This window comes from Candidatus Krumholzibacteriia bacterium (assembly GCA_030748535.1).
Taxonomy (GTDB): domain Bacteria; phylum Krumholzibacteriota; class Krumholzibacteriia; order JACNKJ01; family JACNKJ01; genus JASMLU01.
Genome location: JASMLU010000029.1, coordinates 1 through 715, shown reverse-complemented (window position 1 = coordinate 715; position 715 = coordinate 1). Strand labels below are relative to the sequence as shown.

Genomic DNA, 715 nt, shown 5'->3' with positions numbered 1-715 from the left:
GGTCGAACCGTCGGAATTGAAGCATCTTAGTACGACGTGGAAGAGAAATCAATAGAGATTACCCAAGTAGTGGCGAACGAAAAGGTAACAGCCCAAACTGAATCTGTTATGGTAACTTAACAGAGATGTGGTGTATACGGACTCATATAATGATCCTAGAACATAGTTGAAATAATCTGGAACGTTTTGGCATAGAGGGTGATACCCCCGTAAACGAAATGGTATAGGATTAGTTGAGTACCAGAGTAGATGTCCTTGGTAGTGGGCATCGAATATTAGGAGAAAGTAGCTTCTAAGGCTAAATATAACTCAAAACCGATAGTGCACTAGTACCGTGAGGGAAAGCTGAAAAGTACCCCGGAAGGGGGGTGAAAAGTGCATGAAATCTATTACTTACAGACGTGCATAGCATGAAAGGTGATTTTTCCAGATTGGAGGTTCTAGCAATAGAGCTAAAGATTTGGAGCTCAAATCGTCAGTGTTACGCGTTCCGTCTCGAAACACGGGCCAAGGAGCTAACTGTCATGGCAAGACTAAACCAGACAAGGTGGAGTCGAAGGGAAACCGAGTTCTCGCAGCATTAGCGAGGAGAAGCGTGTGAAAGTGCGTTGAGTCATGGCGGCCAGGCTAGAAGCCAGTCGATCTAATCCTGAGCAAGCTGAAGGCGGGCGAAAGCCCGCTGGAGGGCTGAAGCAGTTCTGACGTGCAAATCGTT

Annotated in this window: 1 rRNA gene; it reads left to right on the top strand. The window is 46.2% G+C overall.

Going from position 1 to position 715, the window contains the following annotated elements:
• Nucleotides 1-715, top strand: a 23S ribosomal RNA gene (locus tag QGH30_09760); the annotation flags it as partial.